The organism is Rhodococcus sp. 06-156-4 (assembly GCF_002259345.1).
GTDB lineage: Bacteria > Actinomycetota > Actinomycetes > Mycobacteriales > Mycobacteriaceae > Rhodococcoides > Rhodococcoides fascians_E.
Genome location: NZ_NPGB01000011.1, coordinates 50,317 through 66,039, shown reverse-complemented (window position 1 = coordinate 66,039; position 15,723 = coordinate 50,317). Strand labels below are relative to the sequence as shown.

Sequence of the window (15,723 nt, the reverse complement as noted above, 5' to 3'; positions counted from 1 at the left end):
ATCCGACTACTCGTGAGTAGAGCTAACGTTCATTGGAGGTCACCGTGCGCGAGTTCACATCTCCCGCCGCTTTTGTCGTCGAAGAATCTGCGTCGGTCGTGGACACCGTGTTCGCTCGGGCAGCCTCCGAACCTCGGTCGGTCGCATTTCGCCGGTCCGTCGACGGTTCCTGGTCCGATGTCACCGCCGAGCAGTTCGCCACGGAAGTGAACGCCGTCGCGAAGGGCTTGATCGCCGCGGGAGTCGAACAGGGCGATCGCGTCGGGCTCATGTCGTCGACTCGGTACGAATGGACGGTCGTGGACTACGCGATCTGGGCCTCGGGCGGCGTCACGGTCCCGATCTACGAAACCTCGTCGGCGGGTCAGGTGGAATGGATCCTGTCCGACGCCCGACCTGTTCTGCTGATCCTCGAGACCGAGAAGCACGTCACCGACACAGCGGACGTGGTCGCCGCCGCAGAATCGGTTCGGACGACGTTCCGGATCGACGCAGGCAACGACGAGGACGGAGCCGTTGCTCGGTTGACCGAGCTCGGAGCAACCGTCGAGGACAACGCCGTACGCTTGCGTGTCGACGCTCTGCGCTCCTCGGATCCAGCGACGCTCATCTACACCTCCGGCACCACCGGGCGACCCAAAGGTGTGCAGTTGACGCACGCGAACCTCGTCGCCGAGTCGCGTGGAATTCGCGAGACGTCGCTGAAGGAGTTGCTGCGTCCCGGCAGCCGGACGTTGATGTTCCTGCCGTTGGCGCACGTTCTCGCTCGCGCGGTCACGATCGCCGCGTTCGACGCCGGCACAGCCGTCGGACACACGAGCGACATCCCCAATCTCGTCGCGACGTTCGGTTCCTTCCGCCCGGACTTCATACTCTCGGTGCCCCGCGTGTTCGAGAAGGTCTACAACACTGCCAAGCAGAAAGCACACGCGGACGGCAAGGGCAAGGTCTTCGATGCAGCCGCGGACACTGCCGTGGCGTGGAGCGAAGCCCAGGACACAGGCGCCGGTCTGGTTCTGAGGGTCAAGCACGCTGTGTTCGACAAACTCGTCTACTCGAAGTTGCGGGCCGCGCTGGGCGGACAGTGCCAACTCGCGATCTCCGGTGGCGCGCCGCTCGGTGCACGCCTCGGCCACTTCTACCGAGGTATCGGCATACCGATCTTCGAAGGCTACGGACTCACCGAGACCAGCGCAGCATTCGCGGTCAACACGATCGGCCACCAACGCGTCGGCAGCGTCGGACGACCGCTCCCCGGCAACACGGTCCGTATCGCCGAGGACGGTGAGATCCAACTCCGCGGCCCGGTGGTGTTCGACGGCTATTGGCGCAACGACGAGGCATCGGCCGAGTCCTTGGACGAAGGGTGGTTCCGCACAGGAGATCTGGGTTCGGTGGACGGCGACGGATACATCACGATCACCGGCCGCAAGAAGGAACTCATCGTCACAGCAGGCGGAAAGAACGTGTCGCCGGCAGGGCTCGAGGACCGGTTGCGCGCGCACCCACTCGTCAGTCAGGCCATCGTCGTCGGCGATCAGAAGCCGTTCATCGGCGCCCTCATCACGCTCGACGAGGACGCACTGTCGGGATGGAAGGACGCACACGGCAAGTCCGCCGACGCGAAGGCTGCGGATCTCGCGACCGACCCCGATCTCATCGCCGACCTCGATGCGGCTGTGGCGGACGCGAACACCACCGTCTCGCACGCCGAAGCGATCAAGAAGTACCGAGTACTCCCAGGCGATTTCACCGAGGACGCCGGTGAGATGACACCGACCATGAAGCTCAAGCGCAACGTCATCACGGCGTCGTACGCCAAGGACATCGAGGCCATCTACTCCAAGTGAACGTCGCCTGTGATGGAAGCCTGGACTTTCCCGGCTTCCATCACAGCAAGCGTCGAAGCTTCGCTGCCAATGCGTCCCACTGCCACTCGGCTCGGACCCAGGAGCGACCTGCGTTTCCCATCGACGTCGCGAGCGCTCGATCGGAGAGTATCCGTACGACGGCGTCGGTGATCGCATCGACCGACGTGCCGTCGACCACCAAGCCGGTCTTGCCTTCGAGGACGGTTTCCGGTGCGCCACCGGACATTCCGGCGACGACGGGGACTCCGGTCGCGGACGCTTCGAGGTAGACGATGCCGAGACCTTCGACGTCGAGACCGGCGCCTCGCGTCCGGCTGGGCATCGCGAACACGTCGGCGATCGTGTGATGAGCCGCCAGCTCGGCGGAAGGGACGGTCCCGGTGAAGATCACGTGCTCCTCGACACCGGCCTTGCGTGCCAACGTGCGCAGGGCTCCTTCGTAGGGACCGCCTCCGACGATCACCAGGACCGCGCCGTCCACCTTCGCCCGAATGCCCTCGATCGATCGGATCAGATAGTCCTGCCCCTTCCTCGGTACCAGCCGGGACAGGCACAGAACAGTCGGACGGTCTCCGAGTCCGTATCGAGCCCGCAGCTCGGCTCGCGCACCGGCGTCCGGTGCGAAACGGTCGGTGTCCACTCCGGACGGAACGTGTTCGAGGGCTGCACGTGGACCGAATGCCGCGGCGAATCTGCCTCGGGTGTATTTGCTGACGTAGGTCACCGTATCGACGGTGTTGCCGATGATGCGCAGGGTTCCCCGCCCACCGGGAACCATCGACCACCCCACCTCGTGACCGTGTGTACTAGCGACGACTGTCTCCGCTCCCGCGCGCCGCACCACCGGAGCCATCACCGCGAGCGGTGCCGCCGCGCCGAACCACACCGAATCACATCCGTGCGCCCGCACCAGCTGCGCCGCCCGCCGTGCCACCAACGGAGTGGGAAGCATCAGCGTTGTCGGGTGCCGAACCACCTCGAACGGCTGACGCTCGTCGAACTTCACATGGCTGTCTCCGCGCCACCGCGGCGCGTAGACCACCAGCTCGTCCGCAGGAAACCGTGTGGCAAAGCTGTGCAGGTAGGACTGGATGCCGCCCGGGCGTGGTGGAAAGTCGTTCGTCACCAGCAGAGTCCGAGGCATGTGTTCACCGTAGGTCAGCGGGACTGCTGGAGAACCCACGACCCCCACCGGCTCACGAACTCGTCCAAGCCTGTTCCCAGAGCGGAGGCGACGCCCGCCGCTGTCTCGACTGCAGTCTTGGGGCCGTCGGCGAGTTGCATGTACAACCGGCGCTGTGCCGGCTCGCCGAATTCCGCTGCCACGAAGGCGAAGACCGACCACGCGGACTCGTACGCGAGCGTGGTGCGCACTCCCCCCGCCGCGAAGTCGGAATCCTCCGGAAGCACCGTCGGTGGACCTCCCTGCATCACTACAGCACTCAAAGTCGGTGCGATACGGTCGAACTCGATATTCGATTCGCGGTAGCCCGAATAGTCGGCGAACCCCTCGAGGACCCACATGGGTGAGCCGTCGACGGTGTCGGATCTGGCCGCGACATGGGTGAGCTCGTGGCGCAGAACGGTTCGGGTCGTGACATCGGTGAGCCGAGCAGGGGCTGCGGGCCCGAACACGACTCGTTGCCCGGTCACCGGCCGGTCCTGGCGCACCGCATCCGAGACAGTCACGGCGGCGACGTCGGACTCCGCGGTGGCGTCTCCGGCCGATGCCGCGAATTCCGCTGCCGATCCGGAGGTGAAGATCAACGCCGACTGCGGCCAGTCGTCGCCGTAGAAACTCGTGACGGCATCGACGGCCGAGGGCAGCTCGGCAACGACCGCGTCGACGAGCGCGCTCTGGTCCGGATGGCCGAGCACGACGGAGGTACCACCCGCGGTGGCAACCGATCGGGCAATAACGGGCCCGAAGTCCCACGGCCCGCGCCACGTCGTCCGATCCGTTCCCGGCACCGGTGTGTCCGACACGATGCGCCACTCGTCACCACGCCGCGCCACCACCAGGGAAACCGGTCGCCGTGTCGATTCGGCGTCGGGTCCGGACACTGCGTAGCGCAGCACCACGGACGGCGCCCAGACGTCGGCGGCGTTCAGCGGCGACGCGATCGCCGAGGGAACCGGAACCTCCGGCTCGTCGACCAGTTCGTATCCCCAGTCCGAGAAGGGGACTGCGGACATGTCGTTCGCTCGACGGACCTGGGCCTGCAGAAACTCGGGATCCGCCGCGGGATCGACGACCTGCTCCAACGCGTCGACGTCGTTGGTGCGGAGTGCGTCCGCCCATTTCTGCAGCAGCGCCTCGACGCCGTTCCGCCGACCGTCCTCGTAAGGGTTCGAGACAGTCGTCGACTGCGGTGAGTTCGGCGGTGGCGTCGTGGTTGCTCCGGACGCGCAGGAACCGAGCACGACCACTGCACACAACGACGTGAACGCCGAACGAAGCGCCCGCGTTCGCACGACGAAGATCAGTAGCGACGTGCGCCGTAGTACGGGAACGACGCCATGGACTGCACCTTCACCGGGACGCCGAACGTCGAGGCGTGCAGAACGTTGCCGTTGCCCGCGTACAGGCCGACGTGAGACGCATCGGGGTAGAAGAGCACGACGTCTCCGGGCTGCAGGTCCTTCTGATCGACGGGAGCGCCGCCCGCGGCCTGAGCCTGACTGGACCGCGGCAGGGTCTTTCCCACCTGCTTGTAGGCCCACACGACCAAGCCCGAGCAGTCGAAGCCGTCCGGTCCGGTCGCGCCCCACACGTAGGGCTTACCGATCTGGGTGAGCCCAGCCTGCAGGGCACCGGAACCCGACCCGGGGATGAGGTTGGACAGAATCTTGGACAGATCGAACCCGGGCGGCAGAGGCGAACCCGCAAGCTCGGCCTGCTCCGCTCCGGACAGTGCGTTGAAGCTGGCGATGACCTCCGCCATCTGACTTTGGAGCTCGCTCTGCTTGGCCTGAAGATCGTCGCTGACGACCTTGGCCTGCTCCGCTGCTGCACGCGCGGCGTCGGCCGCGGCACGTGCTGCCTGATCCGCCGCCGCGGCATCGGCACCGGCCTGCTTGAACTGCTCCACCTGACGCGCCGTCTCGGCGGAGATCACGTCGAGTGCGGACATCTGATCGAGGAGCTGCTGTGGAGAGTCGCTGATCATCACGGCGAACAGGCGGTTGGTGCGGCCACCCTGGTAGTTGGCGTTGGCCACCTTGTCCACGGCCGGTTTCACCTGCGCCAGTGCCTCCTGGGCCCGATCCAGCTCGGCCTGGTGCGCACCTACGGCGGCTTCGGCGTCCTGCTGCACAGCCGTCTTCGCATCCAGGTCGATCTGGGCGTTGTGCAGAGCTTCCGTCGTCTGCTCGGACTCCCGGGACAGATCTGCGAGCCGCGTCTGGGCGTCGGACGCACTGTCGACACCCGGTTGCGCGCCGGCCACGGCTGTTGGGGAGACGACGAGGCAGGCCGCGAGAATGGCCGCCGCGAGAATGCCCTTCTTCGAGCGGGTGACGCGCTTGACAGTCGGTGTCGCCACGAAAGGTGACTCTCCGTTCTTGCAGTTCGTAGTCCAAAGGGGTGCGCCGAGATGAAACTTTCGGCGAAGAAACAAACCCTACCCATGAGTAGGTGCCCGCGAGCGTGGAACGAGACCGAATTTTCGGACTTTTTCCGGAACTCGATCCTGCTCCATCGAGGTCGACGGTCTCGAACAGGTTACGGTTCGGCAGCCGACGAGTCCATTCGGCGACCTGCCAGGCTCCACGCACCGGTGCCTGACGAAAAACAGCACCAGGCGAGCCCGTGAGGCTCACTCCTGGTGCTGTCCTTACACACGATCATCGAATCAGTAGCGACGTGCTCCGTCGAACGGCATCGACGAGACGGGCGCGACCTTGACGGGGACACCCGACGTCGACGCATGGATGACGTTGCCGTTGCCCGCGTAGATTCCGGAGTGCGATCCGCCGTAGAAGGAGACGACATCGCCCGGCTGCAGGTCGGACTGCGACACGGGGGTGCCTGCCGCGGCCTGGTCGTAGCTGGTGCGCGGCAGACTGATGCCGGCCTGCTTGTACGCCCACTGAACGAGTCCGGAGCAGTCGAACGAGTCGGGGCCCGAAGCGCCGTAGACGTACGGCGATCCGATCTTCGACTCGGCGGCCTGAACTGCCTTGGCAGCCGGGGTGACCTGTGGTGCGAGCGGTGCGGGAGCCGCAGGCAGACCGGGGATCTCGGTCGGCAGCGGCGGAAGACCTGGGATTTCCGGAATCTCGAAGGTACCGACTCCGGGGATGGTGATGGGGGCCGCCATTGCGGGGGCTGCGGGCAGAACGACCGCACCGGCAGTGATCGCGCCGGCTACGAGGATTCGACGCAATTGGCGGGTTGAAGTATGTGACGCCACGAGAAAGGGTTGCTCCGTTTCTTCCACTCATCCGCCGACCGAGTTAGCTGACGGGTTCGGGCTGGGAAGATCAGCCCTACCCACCCGGACGCTGGTAGCGGCCGAAGCAGGATTCACCCCAATGGAAATCGGGTTCCCGGTACGGGCGCTCTCGCGAGCATCCCGATTAGGCGGTGACTTGCGACGCCGCTCCGGTTTGGATTGGCGAGACTCCGCAAGGTCTCAGGAAGATTACGAAACGGCATACCCCTGTGTCGACCCCAACTCGCCGAAGCGACCCGAAGAAGTCGATTCGACCCTAGATCGCGCGTCGATCCCCGCTTGTGTCACGAGCCGGTAACGAACCCCCGGAAGGGTCCTGTTCCGGGCCGACGACGAGACGTAGTTTCGGCACGAGACCACTCTCGGCAAGAACATCCATGGCCCCCAGTTCTTCCTGGTCGAGCGCTATCCGAGGGCGCGGAATCCCGACGTCCACCGGACGCCCCTCGGCCGTACCGGGCGGTCCGAGCAACACCGTCACGACACAGTCTGCGCACGCGATGTCACGGACCTTGCAATCACTGCAATCGATGATCATGTGATCTCCATCTCTTTCCCGTTTGGTCGACCCTTCACGGCGAAACCTAGCGATCCACTCCGACACGTTCAGCGTCCCGAGCAAGATCGGCATTGCTGTCGGTGCCTGTCGCTACCGTCTGCACTCGTGAGCGTCCCGATTCAGCTGAGCTTCGACGAGCTCGACACTCCGTTGCACGACACGACGTTCGTCGTAGTCGACCTGGAGACCACAGGTGGCAGCCCGGACACCGAAGCGATCACCGAGATCGGGGCAGTGAAGATTCGGGGCGGCGAGGTCATCGCCGAGTTCGCGACGCTGGTGGACCCGGGCCGATCCATTCCGCCGTACATCGTCGAGCTCACCGGGATCACCACTGCCATGCTGATCGGCGCCCCTCGGATCGACCGAGTGCTGCCCAGCTTTCTCGAGTTCGCCCGCGGCTCGGTTCTCGTCGCACACAACGCCCGCTTCGACACTGCTTTCCTCAGGGCGGCCGCGTCACGGCTGGACATCGCCTGGCCCAAGTTCCAGGTGCTCTGCACGGTCAAACTCGCCCGGCGAGTACTCACCCGCGACGAGGCACCCTCGGTGAAACTGTCGGCACTGTCCTCGCTCTTCCAGGTCAGCACCGTACCCACCCACCGCGCCCTCGACGATGCACGAGCAACGGTCGACGTACTGCACGCATTGATCGAGCGAGTGGGCAATCAGGGTGTCCACAGCTATGCGGAACTCGTCGACTACCTGCCTGCTGTGTCGGCCGGGCAGAGAGCCAAACGCTCACTCGCCTCTCACCTACCCCGTACCCCGGGCGTCTATCTCTTCAAGGGACCGGGCAACGAGGTGCTGTACGTCGGCACGTCGAACAATCTGCAGCGGCGCGTGCGCAATTACTTCACCGGGTCCGAGACGCGTGGCCGCATGAAGGAAATGGTGGGCCTCGCCGTCGGCGTCGACCACGTCGAATGCGCCCATGCCCTCGAAGCCGGAGTGCGCGAGCTTCGACTTCTGTGCGCCCACATCCCCCCGTACAACCGCCGCTCCAAGTTCCCCAAGAAGGGTTGGTGGATCACGACGACCACGGAGGCGTTTCCACGCCTCTCCGTCGTCCGCTCACCGACGGAGAACTCGATCGGCCCCTTCGGCGCCCGCGGTGATGCCGCCGACGCCGCTGCGCTCGTCTCCGAGGTACTCGGTATCCGTACCTGCACTCGCCGCATCCCCCGCACCTCCCTGCACGCGTGTCCGGGCGAAGCTGTCGGCGGGTGCGCCGCGGGTGGCCCCACGCCACTCACGCCCGACGAGTACGCAATCCTGCCGGGCCGGTTCGTCGAGCTCGCACACGGACGCGACGACTGTGCGCTTCAGGCCGCCCGGGATCGAATCTCCGCGCTGTCCGATGCCGAGCTTTTCGAGTCCGCAGCCAGGCTTCGAGACAGGCTCGCTTCGCTTGCAGACGTTCTACGCCGGATGCACCGGCTCGCAGCCATCGCGGCGATCGCCGAGCTGATCGTCGCCCGACGTGCGCCGGACGGTGGGTGGGAACTGGCCGTGGTCCGCCACGGCCGCCTCGCTGCATCGGCCGTCACCGCGCGCCGAGTGCACCCGATGCCCGTCGTGGAAGCGATCGTGGCAGCCGCGGAAACCGTCGTGCCGGACTCCACGCCCTTTCGAGGCGCATCACCGGAGGAAGTAGCCCTCGTCGGCCGCTGGCTCGAATCCGACGGCGTCAGGATCGTCCGGACCACCGACGGATACGCAGAGCCCGTTCACGGAGCCGGAGGGTGGCGGCAGTGGTGCACCACCGCTCGCACCGTGTCCAGGCACGAACGCGCGATGGCCGTCACACCCGTGGAGGACACCGGCGTCGGCGCCCACCTTCGTGCGGCGCTCTAAACTCGGCAGCATGATCAACGCAATCGTCATGATCGATGCCGAGTCGCACGCCATCCCGGAGACCGCACAGGCGGTCGCGGACGTCGACGGCGTCACCGAGGTCTACTCGTGTGCAGGGGACGTGGACCTCATCGCGATCGTCAAGGTCAGGGACCACGCACAGATCGCCGACGTGATCACGCAGCACATCAACAAGGTGCCCGGTGTCGTGAACACCGCCACCCACATCGCGTTCCAGTCCTACTCCAGCGCGGACATAGAAGCGGGCTTCTCCATAGGCGAGTAGTCGGCCGGGCGCAGCGACCCCGTCAATCGAGTTCGTTGGACCGTGCGATCCATCGATCGAGCAGGCTTGCGGTTCCTCCGGAATCGACGGCGGCAGCAGCACGTTCGACACCACGCTTCAGCAGACCGGTCAAGTCGTCGGCGACGATCCCGGACGTTATCCCGTCGTGCGCCGTCAGTGCCGCAGCGGCGTTCAGCAGGACTGCGTCGCGCACCGCACCATGCTTGCCGGCGAACACCTCCCGAGCCACCTGCGCGTTGAAGGCAGCGTCGCCTCCGCGGAGCGCGTCGATGTCGACGAGATCGAACCCGAAGTCCCTCGGGTCGATCCTGGCCACCGTCACGTCGCCACCCGACACGATGTGCACTGTCGTCGTCGTGGACAGCGTTATCTCGTCGAGGCCGTCGTCACCACGCACGACCAATGCGCTGGTGCCACGACCGGCGAACACCCGGGCCACGACGGGAAGCAACGAGTCGAACGCACAGCCGATCAGACCCGCCCGCGGCCGCCCCGGGTTGGTCAGGGGACCGAGCACGTTGAAGACCGTCGGGATGCCGATCTCCTTCCGCGGAGGGCCCGCGAAACGCAGCGCTGGATGGTAGACAGGCGCGAAACAGAACCCGATTCCCACGTCTCGGACCGTGGTCGCGACACCGTCCGCTCCGAGCCCGAACTTCACTCCGAGGGCCTCGAGCACATCCGTCGTCCCACTTCGCGAAGACGCAGCACGGTTGCCGTGTTTGACCACCGGAGCTCCGGCCGACGCCACGACGAGGGCGGCCATCGTCGAGATGTTGACCGTGTCGGCGCCGTCGCCACCCGTACCGACGACGTCGACGGCATTCGGTTCGCTGTCGACCAAGGTCGCATGGCCCAGCATCGAGTTCGCCAGTCCGCTCACTTCCTCCGGAGTCGGACCCTTCATCTTCAGAGCGACACCGAAGGCCGCGATCTGAGCGGCAGTGGCGTTGTCGGACATGATCTCGTCCATCGCCCAGGCCGTGTCGTCGGCGGAGAGATCGACGTTCGACGTCAGCGCACCGAGTACGGCCTTCCAGGACCTGCTCGGCACACCGTTGCTCGCATCTGTCATCGACTACTCCCCATACCTTCCTCGGCCGTTCCAGAGCTCGACGCCCTCGATCGGCAGTCCGCGACGTGCGACCGAAAGCCTAGTCAGCACCGGACGGAGACGCCCCTCCAGGTTGCAGCGCATCCCACCCCTCGACCACACCACCTCGCCGCTGCGCGAGACCGGCCATTCGCGAGCGTTCCTGTGAGCAGTGCAACGCGTCGATCACCTGCACCCGCTGCAGCGTCAGGCCGACACCGCCCTCGACACTCGGGCGGTAACCGATGGTCGGAATCTCCGGGCGCGGGCGCGGATCCATCACCGGCTCGTACCCGTCCTGCGCGGCGACGGCCGTCGCGTCCTCGATCTGGTCCGGCGGCAACACCAGGTGATGACGGAACACCGCCTCCGCTGTGTCGACCCAACCCGCAGCCACTCCGCGACCGAGCGCCGTCGAACACGATTCGGCGTCGTCGAAGGAAAATGCCACTACCACCAAATCGTCCCTGGCGGGGTCGAGAGGAACAGTCTTCGCCCCTCCGAACAACCGCCGGAACCATGATGCGCCACCGTTCGTTGCCATGAGGCGAGCCTTGCACGACAACCTATGCGCAGCGTGGTCGATGCCCTTGACCTGGCCATACGCGGGAGCCGGCAATCACCCCTGCGTCGGCGACGCGCCAAGACCGGACCCGAGTATGCCTCCGGTACTACGAGCAGTCATACTTCTTTCTGTGACGAGCGCTGTAGGGACTCAAGGATCGGCAATCACCCAACGCGTGCACTCGCTGAACCGTCCCAATATGGTCAGCGTCGGCACCATCGTGTGGCTGTCGAGCGAACTCATGTTCTTCGCTGGACTTTTTGCGATGTACTTCGTCGCGAGGGCGCAGGCAAACGGAAACTGGCCACCGGAACCGACCGAGCTCAACCTCGCGCTCGCCGTTCCGGTCACCGCCGTGTTGATCGCGTCGTCGTTCACCTGCCAGCTCGGGGTCTTCGCCGCCGAGCGCGGTGACGTCTTCGGACTGCGACGCTGGTACGTCATCACCCTGGCGATGGGCATCTTCTTCGTGGCCGGACAGGGCTACGAGTACTACCACATGGTTCACGAAGGCACGACGCTCTCCTCGAGCGTCTACGGATCGGTCTTCTACATCACGACCGGATTCCACGGCCTGCACGTCATCGGCGGTCTGATCGCATTCGTCTTCCTCATCACTCGAACGCTTGTCAGTAAGTTCACGCCGGCACAGGCCACTGCCGCGATCGTCGTGTCCTACTACTGGCACTTCGTCGACATCGTGTGGATCGCGTTGTTCGCCACCATTTACTTCATCCGCTAGTAGACATAAAGCAGATCAAGTGTTTTCACTTCGCCAACCGCAGCGAACGACCTGTATCAGCCCCAGGCCGTTCGGTCCGTCCCGACACGACAAGGGATAGAAGATGAGTTCATCTCCCCCAGCAGCATCCGATGCCGCAGCCAAGAACAGGCGCAAGCGCAAGACTCGTCGCCGTGTGACCGGTGCGCTCGTGCTGATGATGGGACTCCTGAGTGCAGGATTTCTCGCATCGGCTCTGACCCCCACCCCGCAGGTCGCGACGGCCGATCAGGATTCGGCCGCTCTGATCCGCGAAGGCAAGCAGTTGTACGACACCTCGTGCGTCACGTGCCACGGCGTCAACCTGCAGGGTGTGCAGGACCGCGGCCCGAGCCTCATCGGCGTCGGCGAAGCTGCCGTCTACTTCCAGGTCTCCTCGGGACGTATGCCTGCCGTACGTAACGAAGCTCAGGCGATCCGTAAGCCACCGAAGTTCGACGACAAGCAGATCGACGCTCTCGGCGCGTACATCCAGGAGAACGGTGGAGGCCCCACGGTCATCCGCGACAGCAACGGCGAAATCGCGCAGTCCTCGCTCGCCAGCGGCGACGTCGCTCGCGGTAGCGAACTGTTCCGCTTGAACTGTGCGTCGTGCCACAACTTCACCGGTGAGGGCGGCGCACTGTCCTCCGGTAAGTTCGCTCCCCCGCTCGGACCTGCATCGGAGCAGGAGATCTACGCGGCCATGATCAGCGGCCCACAGAACATGCCGAAATTCTCCGACCGTCAGCTGACGCAGGAAGAGAAGATCGACATCATCTCCTACGTGAAGTCCGCTCAGGAGACCAAGGCTCCCGGTGGATGGGGACTCGGCGGCTTCGGACCCGGTACGGAAATGATTGCTGTCTGGGTTGTCGGAATCGCTGCCGTCGTCGGCGCGACGATGTGGATCGGATCACGGTCATGAGCGAAGCCGATCCCGAACGCACAAGCCATGGCCACGATGACAGCGCGAAGGTCGACAAGGTGGATCTGAACAAGAAGTACACCGACGAGGAACTCGCCGGTATGACACGTGAGCAGTTGGTCGAACTCGGCACCAACCTCGACCACGTGGACGTCGCGTACCGTCGCGACCGTTGGGCTGTGAAGGGCACCCGCGCAGAGAAGCGGGCCGAGCGCAGCGTTGCTGCCTGGTTCACTCTCGCCGGCGTGTCCGCGGTCGCGTTCATCGCGATCTACCTGTTCTGGCCCTGGCAGTACGCCGGCATGGGCGAAGAGAACTACGGCGCCTACTCGCTGTACACCCCGTTGATCGGCCTCACCATGGGTCTGGCGATCCTCGGTGTCGGCGTCGGCGCAGTCCAGTTCACCAAGAAGTTCATCCCCGAAGAGGTGTCCATCCAGGACCGCCACGACGGTGGTTCGTCCGAGGTCGACCGCAAGACCGTCGTCGCCGAGCTCGGCGATTCGCTGGAGACGTCGACGATCGGTCGTCGCAAGGTCATCAAGCGTTCACTGTTCTTCGGCGGTGGCGCACTCGGAATCATGGCGCTGATGCCGCTCGGTGGCCTGATCAAGAATCCATGGGCCGAAGGTGACAAGTCTCCGCTCTGGGTGTCCGGCTGGACGCCGCGCTACCCTGGAGAGACGATCTATCTCAGGCGCGATACCGGACGGCCACACGACGTCGTTCTGGTCCGCCCCGAGGATATGGATGCCGGAGCCATGGAGACTGTGTTCCCGTTCCGCGAGGCCGATCGCGACGACGACCACGCGCTTCTCATGTCGCTGCGTGGAATTCGTAACTCGGTGATGCTCATTCGTCTTCGTACCGAGGACGCGGAGACGGCCATCAAGCGCAAGGGTCAGGAAAGCTTCAACTACGGCGATTACTTCGCCTACTCCAAGATTTGCACGCATTTGGGTTGCCCGACTTCGTTGTTCGAGCAGCAGACGAACCGCATCCTGTGCCCGTGCCACCAGTCGCAGTTCAACGCGCTGGAATACGGCAAGCCGATCTTCGGCCCCGCCGCTCGCGCATTGCCACAGCTGCCGATCACCGTGAACGAAGAAGGCTTCCTCGTTGCCAACGGGGACTTCATAGAAGCCCTCGGACCTGCCTTCTGGGAGCGTCCGAACCGCGAAGCGGAGAGTGAATCATGAGTCCTTCACTGCAGACACTCGCAGCGAAGCAGGCGAACGACGTAGACAGTCGGTACCACCTCGCACCGGGTCTGCGCCGTCAGATCAACAAGGTGTTCCCGACGCACTGGTCGTTTCTTCTCGGCGAGATCGCGCTGTACAGCTTCATCATCCTGTTGCTGTCCGGTGTCTTCCTGACGCTGTTCTTCGACCCCTCGCTCAGCGAGGTCGAGTACAACGGCATCTACGAACCGCTTCGCGGTGTCACCATGTCTCGGGCGTACGCCACGACACTGGACATCTCGTTCGAGGTCCGCGGTGGTCTGTTCATGCGGCAGATCCACCACTGGGCAGCGCTGATGTTCGCCGCGTCGATCATCGTCCACATGATGCGCATTTTCTTCACCGGTGCGTTCCGTCGCCCCCGTGAGGCCAACTGGGTCATCGGCTGCCTGCTGCTGATCCTCGCGATGTTCGAAGGCTTCTTCGGATACTCCCTCCCCGACGACCTGCTCTCCGGCACCGGCCTCCGCGCCGCGTTCTCCGGCATCACGATGAGCGTCCCGATCGTCGGAACGTGGCTGCACTGGCTGATCTTCGACGGCGACTTCCCCGGCACGATCATCATCCCGCGCCTGTACGTCGCCCACGTTCTACTGCTGCCCGCTATCATCCTCGCGCTGATCGCGGCTCACCTGGCACTCGTCTGGTACCAGAAGCACACGCAGTTCCCCGGACCCGGCCGCACCGAGAAGAACGTCGTCGGCGTTCGCATTCTCCCGGTCTTCGCCGTCAAGTCCGGTGCGTTCTTCGCAGTCACGTTCGGTGTACTCGCACTCATGGGCGGTCTGCTGCAGATCAACCCGGTCTGGAACCTCGGCCCGTACAACCCGGCTCAGGTATCCGCCGGCTCGCAGCCCGACTTCTACATGATGTGGACAGACGGACTGGCCCGACTGTGGCCGGCATGGGACATCTACATCGCCAACCGCTACACGATCCCCGCAGTGTTCGCAGTCGCCCTGATCATGGGCCTCGTCTTCACCGTGATGATCGCGTACCCGTGGATCGAGAAGCGCCTCACCGGAGACACTGCTCATCACAACCTGCTGCAGCGTCCCCGCGACGTACCGGTCCGCACCGCGATCGGTGCCATGGCTCTGGCGTTCTACGTGGTGGCAACGCTCTCCTGCATCAACGACATCATTGCGTACAAGCTCGACATCTCCCTGAACGCAATGACGTGGATCGGCCGTATCGGCATACTGGTGTTGCCGCCCATCGCCTACTTCGTGGCCTACCGCTTCTGCATCGGCTTGCAGCGCAGTGACCGCGCAGTACTCGACCACGGAATCGAGACCGGCATCATCAAGCGTCTCCCCCACGGTCAGTACGTGGAGGTGCACCAGCCGCTCGGACCTGTCGACGACCACGGACACCCCATCGCTCTGCCTTACCAGGGCGCAGCTGTCCCGAAGAAGATGAGCAAGCTCGGCTCGGCCGGCAAGCCCGGATCCGGATCGCTCTTCCGTCCCGACCCTGTCTCCGAAAGCAAGGCACTCGAGGAAGCACTGCACCACGGCGAACTCGAGCAGCTGAAAATGCTGAAGGACTACCAGACGTCGCTGTACGGCAACGGTTCCAACGGCCACAACGGCAACGGCCACAACGGCAACGGCCACAATGGCAACGGCCACAACGGCAACGGCAACGGGGCCAACGGTCACAACGGCAACGGCTCGAACGGCCACGCTTCGAACGGCAACGGTGATCACTCACCCGCACGCCAGGAAAGCGACAGCGAGCACTAGCTACACGCAGAACCACGACGAGGGCGGCACCGATCCGGTGCCGCCCTCGTCGTGTGTCGTACCCCCTCCCCTCCCCCACCCTCCTGCATCCGGCACCCTTCACCCGTCTGCCTCCCGGCTCCCTCGCGGACCGAACGTGGCGTTCGGTCACTCCAAGTGACTGAACGTGACGTTCGGTCACCTCGGAAAGTCCACCTGTAGGACCGAATGTGGCGTTCGGTCACTCCAAGTGACTGAACGTGACGTTCGGTCACCTCGGAAAGTCCACCTTCAGGACCGAATGTGGCGTTCGGTCACTCAGAGTGACTGAACGTGACGTTCGGTGCGGCTACCCAGC

Annotated in this window: 14 protein-coding genes and 1 riboswitch; of the genes, 7 read left to right on the top strand and 7 right to left on the bottom strand. The window is 64.7% G+C overall.

Annotated features, from left to right (window positions below):
- The first annotated feature begins 44 nt into the window (after positions 1 to 44).
- Positions 45 to 1,850, top strand: a complete 1,806-nt coding sequence (locus tag CH290_RS06185) for an AMP-dependent synthetase/ligase (protein WP_170947566.1) — start codon at positions 45 to 47, stop codon at positions 1,848 to 1,850.
- A 40-nt stretch (positions 1,851 to 1,890) separates the two neighbouring features.
- On the opposite strand, the gene CH290_RS06180 is transcribed toward CH290_RS06185, so the two are convergent.
- The 5 genes from CH290_RS06180 to CH290_RS06160 form a co-directional block, all read right to left on the bottom strand.
- Positions 1,891 to 3,015 (bottom strand): glycosyltransferase family 4 protein, encoded by a 1,125-nt coding sequence (locus CH290_RS06180; RefSeq protein WP_027498847.1) that lies wholly within the window; start codon positions 3,013 to 3,015, stop codon positions 1,891 to 1,893.
- A 14-nt stretch (positions 3,016 to 3,029) separates the two neighbouring features.
- Positions 3,030 to 4,346 carry a membrane protein gene (locus CH290_RS06175; RefSeq protein ID WP_033188552.1) on the bottom strand — a complete coding sequence of 439 codons (1,317 nt, stop codon included), beginning with the start codon at positions 4,344 to 4,346 and terminating at the stop codon, positions 3,030 to 3,032.
- An 8-nt stretch (positions 4,347 to 4,354) separates the two neighbouring features.
- Complete coding sequence (locus CH290_RS06170) at positions 4,355 to 5,416, bottom strand: C40 family peptidase (RefSeq protein WP_033188551.1); 1,062 nt, start codon at positions 5,414 to 5,416, stop codon at positions 4,355 to 4,357.
- 309 nt (positions 5,417 to 5,725) lie between these two features.
- Positions 5,726 to 6,286: a C40 family peptidase gene (locus CH290_RS06165; RefSeq protein ID WP_027498846.1), complete on the bottom strand. Its 561-nt coding sequence runs from the start codon at positions 6,284 to 6,286 to the stop codon at positions 5,726 to 5,728.
- A gap of 17 nt (positions 6,287 to 6,303) precedes the next feature.
- Positions 6,304 to 6,469: riboswitch (cyclic di-AMP (ydaO/yuaA leader) on the bottom strand.
- Positions 6,470 to 6,584: 115 nt separating this feature from the next.
- The gene (locus CH290_RS06160; RefSeq protein WP_019665962.1) at positions 6,585 to 6,866 is read right to left on the bottom strand and encodes a hypothetical protein; all 282 of its coding nucleotides are present in this window, start codon (positions 6,864 to 6,866) and stop codon (positions 6,585 to 6,587) included.
- 126 nt (positions 6,867 to 6,992) lie between these two features.
- Between CH290_RS06160 and CH290_RS06155 the strand changes: the two genes are divergently transcribed.
- On the top strand, positions 6,993 to 8,744 hold the full coding sequence (locus CH290_RS06155) for a DEDD exonuclease domain-containing protein (RefSeq protein WP_019665963.1): 1,752 nt from the start codon (positions 6,993 to 6,995) through the stop codon (positions 8,742 to 8,744).
- A 10-nt stretch (positions 8,745 to 8,754) separates the two neighbouring features.
- The gene (locus tag CH290_RS06150) at positions 8,755 to 9,030 is read left to right on the top strand and encodes an Lrp/AsnC family transcriptional regulator (RefSeq protein WP_019665964.1); all 276 of its coding nucleotides are present in this window, start codon (positions 8,755 to 8,757) and stop codon (positions 9,028 to 9,030) included.
- 22 nt (positions 9,031 to 9,052) lie between these two features.
- Here the strand turns inward: CH290_RS06150 and trpD are convergent, their stop codons facing one another.
- A complete protein-coding gene (gene trpD, locus CH290_RS06145) occupies positions 9,053 to 10,126 on the bottom strand; it encodes an anthranilate phosphoribosyltransferase (protein ID WP_170947567.1) in 1,074 nt (357 codons plus the stop codon).
- Between the two features lie 79 nt (positions 10,127 to 10,205).
- The gene (locus CH290_RS06140) at positions 10,206 to 10,688 is read right to left on the bottom strand and encodes a hypothetical protein (protein ID WP_170947568.1); all 483 of its coding nucleotides are present in this window, start codon (positions 10,686 to 10,688) and stop codon (positions 10,206 to 10,208) included.
- 151 nt (positions 10,689 to 10,839) lie between these two features.
- On the opposite strand from CH290_RS06140, the gene ctaE reads away from it, so the two are divergent.
- From ctaE to qcrB, 4 genes are all read left to right on the top strand, one after another.
- Positions 10,840 to 11,451 (top strand): aa3-type cytochrome oxidase subunit III, encoded by a 612-nt coding sequence (gene ctaE / locus CH290_RS06135; RefSeq protein WP_026347923.1) that lies wholly within the window; start codon positions 10,840 to 10,842, stop codon positions 11,449 to 11,451.
- Positions 11,452 to 11,554: 103 nt separating this feature from the next.
- Positions 11,555 to 12,397: a cytochrome bc1 complex diheme cytochrome c subunit gene (gene qcrC / locus CH290_RS06130; protein ID WP_033188548.1), complete on the top strand. Its 843-nt coding sequence runs from the start codon at positions 11,555 to 11,557 to the stop codon at positions 12,395 to 12,397.
- Positions 12,394 to 13,596, top strand: a complete 1,203-nt coding sequence (gene qcrA, locus CH290_RS06125) for a cytochrome bc1 complex Rieske iron-sulfur subunit (protein WP_371828572.1) — start codon at positions 12,394 to 12,396, stop codon at positions 13,594 to 13,596. The genes qcrC and qcrA overlap by 4 nt, the downstream gene beginning before the upstream one ends.
- Positions 13,593 to 15,386 (top strand): cytochrome bc1 complex cytochrome b subunit, encoded by a 1,794-nt coding sequence (gene qcrB / locus CH290_RS06120; RefSeq protein WP_033188547.1) that lies wholly within the window; start codon positions 13,593 to 13,595, stop codon positions 15,384 to 15,386. The genes qcrA and qcrB overlap by 4 nt, the downstream gene beginning before the upstream one ends.
- The last annotated feature ends 337 nt before the right edge of the window (positions 15,387 to 15,723 follow it).

What these genes read in the sequence shown, in the direction of transcription:
- trpD (WP_170947567.1), bottom strand. Translation starts at nt 10,126, where the DNA reads ATGACAGATGCGAGCAACGGTGTGCCGAGCAGGTCCTGGAAGGCCGTA.
- CH290_RS06150 (WP_019665964.1), top strand. Translation starts at nt 8,755, where the DNA reads ATGATCAACGCAATCGTCATGATCGATGCCGAGTCGCACGCCATCCCG.
- qcrC (WP_033188548.1), top strand. Translation starts at nt 11,555, where the DNA reads ATGAGTTCATCTCCCCCAGCAGCATCCGATGCCGCAGCCAAGAACAGG.
- CH290_RS06140 (WP_170947568.1), bottom strand. Translation starts at nt 10,688, where the DNA reads ATGGCAACGAACGGTGGCGCATCATGGTTCCGGCGGTTGTTCGGAGGG.
- qcrB (WP_033188547.1), top strand. Translation starts at nt 13,593, where the DNA reads ATGAGTCCTTCACTGCAGACACTCGCAGCGAAGCAGGCGAACGACGTA.
- CH290_RS06160 (WP_019665962.1), bottom strand. Translation starts at nt 6,866, where the DNA reads ATGATCATCGATTGCAGTGATTGCAAGGTCCGTGACATCGCGTGCGCA.
- CH290_RS06180 (WP_027498847.1), bottom strand. Translation starts at nt 3,015, where the DNA reads ATGCCTCGGACTCTGCTGGTGACGAACGACTTTCCACCACGCCCGGGC.
- qcrA (WP_371828572.1), top strand. Translation starts at nt 12,394, where the DNA reads ATGAGCGAAGCCGATCCCGAACGCACAAGCCATGGCCACGATGACAGC.